Raw genomic sequence first — 8655 nt, forward strand, 5'->3', positions numbered from 1 at the left:
GCCACAAGCTCAGCTTTTCAGGGGAAAATCCGCACAGAACGGGATTTGCTTGCGTCCCCTTTATCCCCTGTGGCAGCATGCCCGCCGCCCGCAACGACGTGACGGACCTGCGCTTGTCTGACAGCCAAGATAGATACGACGATGAATATCAACGTAAATTCCTCGTCGTCGTCGATGAAAGCCCCGAATGTGCCAAGGCGGTGACCTTCGCCGCGCTTCGGGTGCGCCGCACCGGGGGCACCGTGGTGCTGCTCTCGATCATCGAACCCGACAATTACCACCATTGGCTGGGGGTCGAGGAGGTGATGCGCGCCGAGGCCTATGAGGCCATCGAGGCGCTGCAGGCCCGCCACGCGGCCTCCATCGCCGCTTTCGGTTCGATCAAGGTCGAAAAGGTGATTCGCGAAGGCAAGAAGACCGAGGAGGTCGAAGCCCAGATCGCCGAAGACCCCGACGTTGCCATTCTGGTGCTCGCCGCCGCGGATTCCTCGGAAGGCCCCGGCCCGCTCGTGGCCTCGCTCGCCGCGCGGGGAGCCAACGCCTTCAGCGTGCCGGTCACCGTCGTGCCGGGCACGATTTCCGACGCTGATCTGGCGGCGCTCTGCTGACACATGCAAGGCCTGCACTGCAAAACTCTTGCATTTGTCGGCGAAAGGATTATCTTCAAAACCAACTTGGAATGGTTCTAAAGAGATTTCCGGGCGCTTAATCGCAAAGATTGTGGCGCTCCGACACATAAAGAGGCAGCGCACATGTTCATTCAGACCGAAGCAACTCCCAATCCCGCCACGCTGAAATTCCTTCCCGGTCGTGAGGTGCTCTCCGGCGAGCCGCGCGATTTCCGCGACGCGGACACGGCACGCCTGTCCCCCCTCGCTTCGGCGCTGTTTTCGCTCGATGGGGTGGCTGGTGTGTTCCTTGGCGCCGATTTCGTTTCGGTCACCAAGCACGACGTTGTCGACTGGGCCCATATCAAGCCGGCGATCCTTGGCGCGGTCATGGAACATTTCATGAGCGGTAAGCCGATCCTCGCCGAAGGTGCTGCCGCGCAGGAAGCGACCGGCGACGAGTTCTTTGAGGCCGAAGATGCCGAAACCGTAGAGGTTATCAAGGAATTGCTCGACACCCGCGTCCGTCCGGCGGTGGCCATGGATGGCGGCGACATCACCTTCAAGGGCTATAAGGAAGGCACGGTGTTCCTCCAGATGCAGGGCGCCTGTTCGGGCTGTCCGTCATCGACGGCAACGCTCAAATCGGGCATCGAGAACCTGCTGCGCCATTTCGTTCCCGGCGTCGAGCAGGTCCAGCAGATCTAACTATAGGCCTCACGCCTTAGGGGCTGACGCCCCAGAACGCCCCGCAATCGGTTCGCCGCTTGCGGGGCTTTTCATTTCGGCATATCGAGGGGCATGTCTGCGCCCCTGCCGATCACGCTTGCCATCGATACCTCGCGCGAACGCCTGCAACTGGCGCTCGTTCTTGCCGATGGCCGCGTCGAGACTGAAATTGTCGAGATTGCCAAAGGCCATGCCGAAGCGATCTTTCCCGCCATTGCAGTCCTCATGGGGCGCAGCGGGGTGAGCTACGATGCGCTGGAGCGCATCGGGGTGGCCACGGGGCCGGGCTCGTTCACCGGCCTGCGCATCGGGCTGTCTGCTGCACGCGGGCTGGGTCTGGCCCTTGCTATTCCCGTTGTCGGTGTGCCCTCGCTGCTGGCGCTGTCACTCCCCCGCCCCGGCCCGTCCGAACTGATCGTCGATGCAAAGCGCGGCGAAGCGTACCGCCAGCGGTTTTCCGCTCCCGGCCAACCCTCGGGCCCGGCCGAACTGGTCGCTCTGGACGCGGCGCTGGCTGCCGCCGATCGCGCCGAGCCCGACGCGCCCCTGCTCGATATCGCCCATCTGGCCCGTTTCGCCGCAACAGCCGCGCCTTTGGCGTTTCCCCCCGATCCGGTCTATATCCGCGCCGCCGATGCCAAGCCGCAGGCCCGGGCACAGGTGGCGCTGCAATGAATTTGTGGCTGGCTCCGGCCGGGTTGCATGTGGCGCGCGGGGAGGTCCGCGATGCTCCGGCTCTGGCGCGTCTGCATGCGGGCGGGTTTTTCCGCGGCTGGCCCACCGCCGAATTCGAGGCCTATCTGGCCGATCCCGCAACGACGCCCGCTTACGTGGCCACCGATGCAAAGCGCACCATTGCCGGATTTGCTCTTTTGCGGCTGGCGGACGATGAAAGCGAATTGCTCACCATCGCTGTTGATCCAAAACGGCGCGGCAAGGGAATCGGGCGGGCCCTCCTCGCTGCTGCCTTGTCTGATCTGACCATGACGCCGGTCACAACCATGTTTCTCGAAGTCGACGAAGCCAATGGGGCGGCCATCGCGCTCTATCGCCGCTTCGGCTTTGTGCCCGTCGGCACCCGCAAGGCCTACTATCCCCGGCCCGATGGCACCGCCGCCACCGCCCTTGTCATGCGCGCCCCGATCGGCTAGAGCGTCCCGGGCACAAGGGGCCGAAAACGGAGCAAATGCGCGCCGGATCAACCCCCTACGCCGTTCTTAAAGAACCGGCTATGATCCTGTTTCACACCAGCAAGAATTTTGATGAGGGTGCGCCATGGAAACCCGGCCCGACAGCGAGATGACGCTCGAAGAGCAATGTGTGGCGCGCAATATGCGCATGACCGAGCAGCGCCGGGTCATTGCCCGTGTGCTTGAAGCCGCGTCCGACCACCCCGACGTGGAAGAGCTCTATCGCCGCGCCTCTGCCATCGATGCGCGCATCTCGCTCTCCACCGTTTATCGCACCGTGAACCTGTTTGAAGAGGCCGGGCTGGTCACCAAGCACGATTTCAAGGATGGCCGCGCTCGCTTCGAGCAGATTCCCGATGAGCACCACGATCACCTGATCGATATCCGTACCGGCAAGGTCATCGAATTCCGCAATGAGGAAATCGAGGCGATCCAGGAAGTGATCGCCAAAAAGCTCGGCTACACCCTCGTCGATCATCGGCTGGAGCTGTACGGCATCCCCCGTGAGGAAAAGGACAGCGATCCGGACCCCTCGTCGCCCAAATGATCCTGCGGCTGGTGTTTCTGGGGCTGGTGCTGTTGCCTTTCACCCTTGTGGCACTGCCCATCCAGGCCTTCATCGTGTTTTTCCGTCTGCCCGGCTGGCAGGTGGTACCGCTGATGTTTTTCAAGATATTGGCGTTCGGGCTGGGGCTGCGGGTCTCCATGCAGGGTGAACCGGTCGCCGATGGACCCGTGTTGCTGGTCGCCAATCATATCGGCTGGCTCGATATCGTTGCGGTGGCCAGTCGCGTGCCGGTGTCGTTCGTTGCCAAGTCCGAGATCGCCCGCTGGCCGGTGGTTGGGCTGTTTGCCAAGCTGCACCGCACCATCTTTGTCGAACGCACCCGCCGCACCGATTCCCGCCGCACCGCCAATGAGATGAGCACCCGCATCGCTGAGGGGGCTTCGGTGGTTCTGTTTGCCGAGGGCACCTCCGATATCGGCACCCATGTGCTGCCGTTCCGCTCGGCCCTGATGGGGGCGGCGAGCACCGCCATGGGCACGAATGGCGGGTCGCAGGTCGTGATCCAGCCGCTGGCCATCGCCTATACCGCCATCTCCGGCCTGCCCTTGTCGCGCCATGAGCGCCATCAGGTCGCCTGGATCGGCGATATGGGGGTGGGTGACAATCTCGCTGCTATTCTCGGCTCCGGCCCCAAGGACGTTCGGCTGGCGTTCGGCGCGCCACTGCCCGCCAATGGCGACCGAAAGGTGACGGCGCGGACTGCTGAAGCGAGCGTGCGCCGCATGCTCAATGCTCTCAATCGTCGAGAGCCTTTGCCAAGCGCTGCAAATATGGTGTAAACCGCGCCCATGAGCGACAATCCAGCCCCCCAGTCCAACGCCAGAAAGGTCTTCATCAAGACCTATGGCTGCCAGATGAACGTCTATGACAGCGACCGGATGACCGATGCGCTGGCGCCGCACGGCTATACGCCCACCACCGATATGGGTGAGGCCGATCTGGTGTTGCTGAACACCTGCCACATTCGGGAAAAAGCCGCCGAAAAGGTCTATTCCGAACTGGGCCGCATCCGCGATTTCCGCGACGAGCGCGGTCCCGGTGCCAAAAAGATGCTGATCGGCGTGGCCGGGTGCGTCGCCCAGGCCGAAGGCGAAGAGATCATGGCGCGCGCGCCCGCCGTCGATCTGGTGTTCGGCCCGCAATCCTATCACCGCCTGCCCGACCTTGTGGAACGGGCCCGCACCGAGCGCGTGGTCGATACCGAGTTCCCCGAGGAAGACAAATTCGCCCATCTTCCTGCCCCCCGGCGCGAGGTCACCATTTCGCGCGGGCTGACGGCGTTCCTCACCGTGCAGGAAGGCTGCGACAAGTTCTGTTCGTTCTGCGTTGTGCCCTACACCCGTGGCGCCGAAGTCTCGCGCCCGGTGGCGCAGGTTTTGGCAGAAGCGCGGGCGCTGGCCGACGCGGGGGTGCGCGAAATCACCCTTTTGGGCCAGAACGTCAACGCCTATCACGGCCTCGACGCTGCGGGGCAGCCGGTCAGCCTTGGTGCCCTGTGTCATCGTCTCGCGGAAATCGAGGGCATCGCCCGCATCCGCTATACCACCAGCCACCCGCGCGACATGGATGATGAGCTGATCGCCGCCCATCGCGATCTCGATAAGCTGATGCCCTATCTGCACCTGCCGGTGCAGTCGGGGTCCGATGCCATCCTCAAGGCCATGAACCGCCGCCACACCGCCGCTGAATATATCGATATCATCGGCCGTATGCGCGAGGCGCGGCCCGATATGGCCATTTCGGGCGATTTCATCGTCGGCTTTCCCGGCGAGACCGACGCGGATTTCGAAGCGACCGTCGAGATCGTTCGCACAATCGGCTACGCTTCGGCGTTCTCGTTCAAATACTCCTCCCGCCCCGGCACCCCGGGCGCCGGCATGGACAACCAGATCGAAGAGCACGTCAAGGCCGAGCGGCTGGACATCCTCCAGGCCGAGATCACCCGTCATTCCCAGGCGTTCAACGCTGGTTGTGTGGGCATGACCTTCCCGGTTCTGATCGAAAAGCCGGGCCGCAATCCCGGCCAGGTCGCGGGTCGTTCGCCCTATCTGCAAGCGGTGCACATCACCGCCGATGCCGGGCTGATCGGGCAGATTCTCCCCGTGGAAATCATCGGACTGGCAAAAAATTCGCTCGAAGGCAGAATTGTCACAGCGGCGACCGCAGCGGTCTGATAGGGTATAGGCCTGTCAGCACCCGTGAGCGAGCTTCGGAGCCATCGCGTTTGATACGGAATTTGAGGTCGTCATCCGACCAGTCGGCCGCCACCCATCTCGAACTGGCCTTCGAGGATAACCGGCTCGTTTCCCAGCTTTACGGCGAATTCGACCAGAATCTGGCGCTGATCGAACAGCGCGTCGGGGTCGAGGCCAATTCGCGCGGCAATCATGTGATGCTGCGCGGCGGCGCCAATGCCGTCGATCAGGCGCGCCGGGTGCTCGAATCGCTTTACGACATGCTCGAAGAGGGCAAAATGGTCACGGTTGGCGATGTGGATGGGGTGATCCGCATGGTCCAGTCCGAGGACAATCAGCTCTCGCTGCCCACGCTGGAGAAAAAGGGCAAGGTGCGCATGGCCCAGATCGCGACGCGCAAGGCCACCATCGTCGCCCGCAATCCCGCTCAGGATGGCTATATCCGCGCCATGGACCGGTTCGAGATGGTGTTCGGGGTCGGCCCGGCGGGCACCGGCAAGACCTATCTGGCCGTCGCCCACGCGGCGACGCTGCTCGAACGGGGCGAGATTTCCCGCATCATCCTGTCGCGCCCGGCAGTGGAAGCCGGCGAAAGGCTGGGGTTCCTGCCCGGCGACATGAAGGAAAAGGTCGATCCCTATCTGCGCCCGCTCTATGATGCGCTCTACGATATGATGCAACCCGAAATGGTCGAGCGCTGCATCACCACCGGCACCATTGAGGTCGCCCCGCTCGCCTTCATGCGCGGACGTACCCTCGCCAACGCCGCCGTTATCCTCGACGAGGCGCAGAACACCACCTCGATGCAGATGAAGATGTTTCTGACCCGGCTGGGCGAAAATTCCAAAATGATCGTCACCGGCGATCCCACCCAGGTCGACCTGCCGCGCGGCGAGCGTTCCGGACTGGTCGAGGCGCTGCATCTGTTGTCCGATGTCGAAGGCATCCACATCACGCGGTTTTCCGACAAGGACGTGGTGCGCCACGAGTTGGTGGCCCGGATCGTACGCGCCTATGAAGGGGTAAACGGCAAGAACCCCTCCGCCGATGGAAAGCTCGACGTGTGACGGTTCTGTCGGTCGAGATCACAGCTGAAGCGGGCGATTGGCCGTCCAATCTTGAGCCGCTCGCCGAGCGCGCGCTTGTTGCCGCGCTCGAAGGCGGCGGCTATGTGGTCGAGGGCCTGTGCGAGGTTTCCGTACTGCTCACCGATGATGCGGCGCAAAAAGAGCTCAACCGGCGCTGGCGCGACACCGACAGCACTACCAATGTGCTCTCGTTCCCCTCGCTTGGCCCCGAGGATGCGATCGAGGGGATGCTGGGCGATATTTCGCTGGCTTTTGAAACCCTTATGCGTGAAGCGGCGGACCTGGAAAAGCCGTTTGAGGCCCATTTCACCCATCTTCTCGTCCATGCGATGCTGCATCTTCTGGGCTACGACCATTTGACCGACGAAGAGGCTCTTGCCATGGAGGCAAGAGAGACCGATATTATGGCGGTACTGGGCTTTGCCGACCCCTATGACGGTCAGGAGCTTATTGACAGTATTTAGCGTGTAGGAGCCGGGGATTCGACCCCGCAAGCGTGGATCGCAAGTCCGCGCCACTGTACGCGACCTTGAATACGGACTGGCCCGGTCATAGTGCCGGTCCGGGGACATGACGTCCCGATTGTGCAACGAGATATGGAGCGTCGACGGCTGGCCGCCACACATAATGGCCACCGCACCCCCAAATGACCGACGATCAATCTAGCGCCGCGGCGCGCCGGCCGTATCGCCTGTTTGGCGACAAACCCCTTTCTTCTTCACCCAGCGATGCAAAGCTTTCGTTCTGGCAGCGGCTTCGGGCCTTGGTTCCGGTGCGAGGAGCCTCCTTGCGCACCGATCTCAAGGAAGCGCTCGACGCGCCGCTTGATCCGTCCGAAACCAGCTTTTCGCCGTCCGAGCGCACTATTTTGCAAAATGTGCTCAAGCTTGGCGACATGCGCGTCGAGGACGTGATGGTGCCCCGCGCCGATATCGAGGCGGTCGAGATGGGCGTCAATGTCGGCTATGTGATCGAGCGGTTCCGCCAGGTCGGCCACTCGCGCATGCCGGTTTACGATGAGAGCCTCGACAATGTCGTGGGCATGATCCACATCAAGGACGTACTGGAAAAAGTCACCGAACCGGCCCCCGCTCCGGCCGGTGACACGGGCACCAATGGCGCGGCAGCCAATGGGTCGCGCAGCCCGGTTCGGTTCATCACTCCTGCCCTCAAGCAAAAGATTTCCCGCCTCGATCTGGTGCGCAAGGTGCTGTTCGTGCCGCCCTCCATGCCGGTCACCGATCTGCTGGCCTCCATGCAGGCGGCCCGGATGCACATGGCGGTGGTCATCGATGAATATGGCGGCACCGACGGGCTGGCCACCATCGAGGATCTGCTCGAAGCGGTGGTGGGCGATATCGAGGACGAGCACGACGAGGACGAGGTCCCCATGATCCGCGCCCTCGACGAGGATGTGTTCGTGGCCGATGCCCGCGTCGAGCTCGATGATCTGATCGCAACCATCGGCCCCGATTTTGACCCCGGCGAATATGCCGAGGAGGTCGATACCCTTGGCGGATTGATTGTCGCCATCCTGGGCCGGGTGCCGGTGCGCGGCGAGATCGTCAGCCGCTTCAAGGGGTTTGAGTTCGAGATCACCCGGGCCGATGCCCGGCGGGTGCGTCAGGTGCGCATCTCGCGCCGCCGCCGCAAGCAGCCCCTGCTGCTCGCGGGGCCGCACGCCGATCCCAAGCCCGGTCCGGCTTCGCTTGGCGTCGATCCCTGAGCGATTGGGACGCGGGTGCGCCAGCGCATGAGCGCCCCCGGGGAAAAGGCTTCCCGGGGTCAGGCGCTTCAGTTTCGATGAAAACAGTCGTGTAAGGATCAGCGCGGGGCGCGCTTGGCGAGGATGCGTTGCAGGGTGCGTCGATGCATGTTGAGCCGGCGTGCCGTTTCCGAGACGTTGCGGTCGCACAATTCATATACCCGCTGGATATGCTCCCAGCGCACCCGGTCGGCGGACATGGGATTGTCGGGCGGCTCGGGCTTGGTTTCCTCTCCGGCCAGCAGCGCTTTCACCACATCGTCGGCGTCGGCGGGCTTGGCGAGGTAATCGACGGCTCCCAGCTTCACCGCCGTCACTGCGGTCGCGATATTGCCGTATCCGGTCAGCACCACGGCGCGGGCGTCCGGGCGGTTCTCATGCAGGGCCTTGACCACTTCCAGCCCGTTTCCATCCTCCAGCCGCAGGTCGACCACAGCGAAGGCGGGGGGATCGGCCTTGACAGCGGCGAGGCCTCCGGCCACCGTATCGGCGATGGACACGGTGAAGCCGCG

General features: G+C 63.3%; 11 protein-coding genes. 10 read left to right on the forward strand and 1 reads right to left on the reverse strand.

The features are described from left to right. The first annotated feature begins 113 nt into the window (after positions 1-113). From VNS12_RS09190 to VNS12_RS09235, 10 genes are all read left to right on the forward strand, one after another. Positions 114-608: a universal stress protein gene (locus VNS12_RS09190; protein WP_325487522.1), complete on the forward strand. Its 495-nt coding sequence runs from the start codon at positions 114-116 to the stop codon at positions 606-608. Positions 609-752: 144 nt separating this feature from the next. Then, the gene (locus VNS12_RS09195; protein WP_325487523.1) at positions 753-1316 is read left to right on the forward strand and encodes a NifU family protein; all 564 of its coding nucleotides are present in this window, start codon (positions 753-755) and stop codon (positions 1314-1316) included. Positions 1317-1409: 93 nt separating this feature from the next. Continuing rightward, a complete protein-coding gene (tsaB, locus tag VNS12_RS09200) occupies positions 1410-2012 on the forward strand; it encodes a tRNA (adenosine(37)-N6)-threonylcarbamoyltransferase complex dimerization subunit type 1 TsaB (protein ID WP_325487524.1) in 603 nt (200 codons plus the stop codon). Then, the gene (gene rimI / locus VNS12_RS09205) at positions 2009-2488 is read left to right on the forward strand and encodes a ribosomal protein S18-alanine N-acetyltransferase (RefSeq protein WP_325487525.1); all 480 of its coding nucleotides are present in this window, start codon (positions 2009-2011) and stop codon (positions 2486-2488) included. The genes tsaB and rimI overlap by 4 nt, the downstream gene beginning before the upstream one ends. Positions 2489-2612: 124 nt before the next feature. Next, on the forward strand, positions 2613-3074 hold the full coding sequence (locus VNS12_RS09210) for a Fur family transcriptional regulator (protein WP_325487526.1): 462 nt from the start codon (positions 2613-2615) through the stop codon (positions 3072-3074). Beyond that, on the forward strand, positions 3071-3874 hold the full coding sequence (locus tag VNS12_RS09215) for a lysophospholipid acyltransferase family protein (protein WP_325487527.1): 804 nt from the start codon (positions 3071-3073) through the stop codon (positions 3872-3874). Before VNS12_RS09210 ends, VNS12_RS09215 begins: the two co-directional genes overlap by 4 nt. A 9-nt stretch (positions 3875-3883) precedes the next feature. Then, complete coding sequence (miaB, locus tag VNS12_RS09220; RefSeq protein WP_325487528.1) at positions 3884-5269, forward strand: tRNA (N6-isopentenyl adenosine(37)-C2)-methylthiotransferase MiaB; 1386 nt, start codon at positions 3884-3886, stop codon at positions 5267-5269. Positions 5270-5322: 53 nt separating this feature from the next. Further along, on the forward strand, positions 5323-6357 hold the full coding sequence (locus VNS12_RS09225; protein ID WP_325487540.1) for a PhoH family protein: 1035 nt from the start codon (positions 5323-5325) through the stop codon (positions 6355-6357). Beyond that, a complete protein-coding gene (gene ybeY / locus VNS12_RS09230; RefSeq protein WP_325487529.1) occupies positions 6354-6842 on the forward strand; it encodes an rRNA maturation RNase YbeY in 489 nt (162 codons plus the stop codon). The genes VNS12_RS09225 and ybeY overlap by 4 nt, the downstream gene beginning before the upstream one ends. A 323-nt stretch (positions 6843-7165) precedes the next feature. Then, positions 7166-8104 carry a hemolysin family protein gene (locus VNS12_RS09235; RefSeq protein ID WP_325487530.1) on the forward strand — a complete coding sequence of 313 codons (939 nt, stop codon included), beginning with the start codon at positions 7166-7168 and terminating at the stop codon, positions 8102-8104. 98 nt (positions 8105-8202) lie between these two features. Here the strand turns inward: VNS12_RS09235 and VNS12_RS09240 are convergent. Continuing rightward, the coding region (locus tag VNS12_RS09240) for an ActR/PrrA/RegA family redox response regulator transcription factor (protein ID WP_325487531.1) at positions 8203-8655 on the reverse strand (453 nt) is incomplete at its 5' end.

The sequence above is a fragment of the Pelagibacterium sp. genome (assembly GCF_035555455.1).
Lineage (GTDB): Bacteria > Pseudomonadota > Alphaproteobacteria > Rhizobiales > Devosiaceae > Pelagibacterium.

Bases quoted from the DNA above. Each gene is read 5' to 3' on its own strand.
- VNS12_RS09210 (WP_325487526.1), top strand. From the start codon at position 2,613: ATGGAAACCCGGCCCGACAGCGAGATGACGCTCGAAGAGCAATGTGTG.
- VNS12_RS09215 (WP_325487527.1), top strand. From the start codon at position 3,071: ATGATCCTGCGGCTGGTGTTTCTGGGGCTGGTGCTGTTGCCTTTCACC.
- miaB (WP_325487528.1), top strand. From the start codon at position 3,884: ATGAGCGACAATCCAGCCCCCCAGTCCAACGCCAGAAAGGTCTTCATC.
- rimI (WP_325487525.1), top strand. From the start codon at position 2,009: ATGAATTTGTGGCTGGCTCCGGCCGGGTTGCATGTGGCGCGCGGGGAG.
- VNS12_RS09195 (WP_325487523.1), top strand. From the start codon at position 753: ATGTTCATTCAGACCGAAGCAACTCCCAATCCCGCCACGCTGAAATTC.
- tsaB (WP_325487524.1), top strand. From the start codon at position 1,410: ATGTCTGCGCCCCTGCCGATCACGCTTGCCATCGATACCTCGCGCGAA.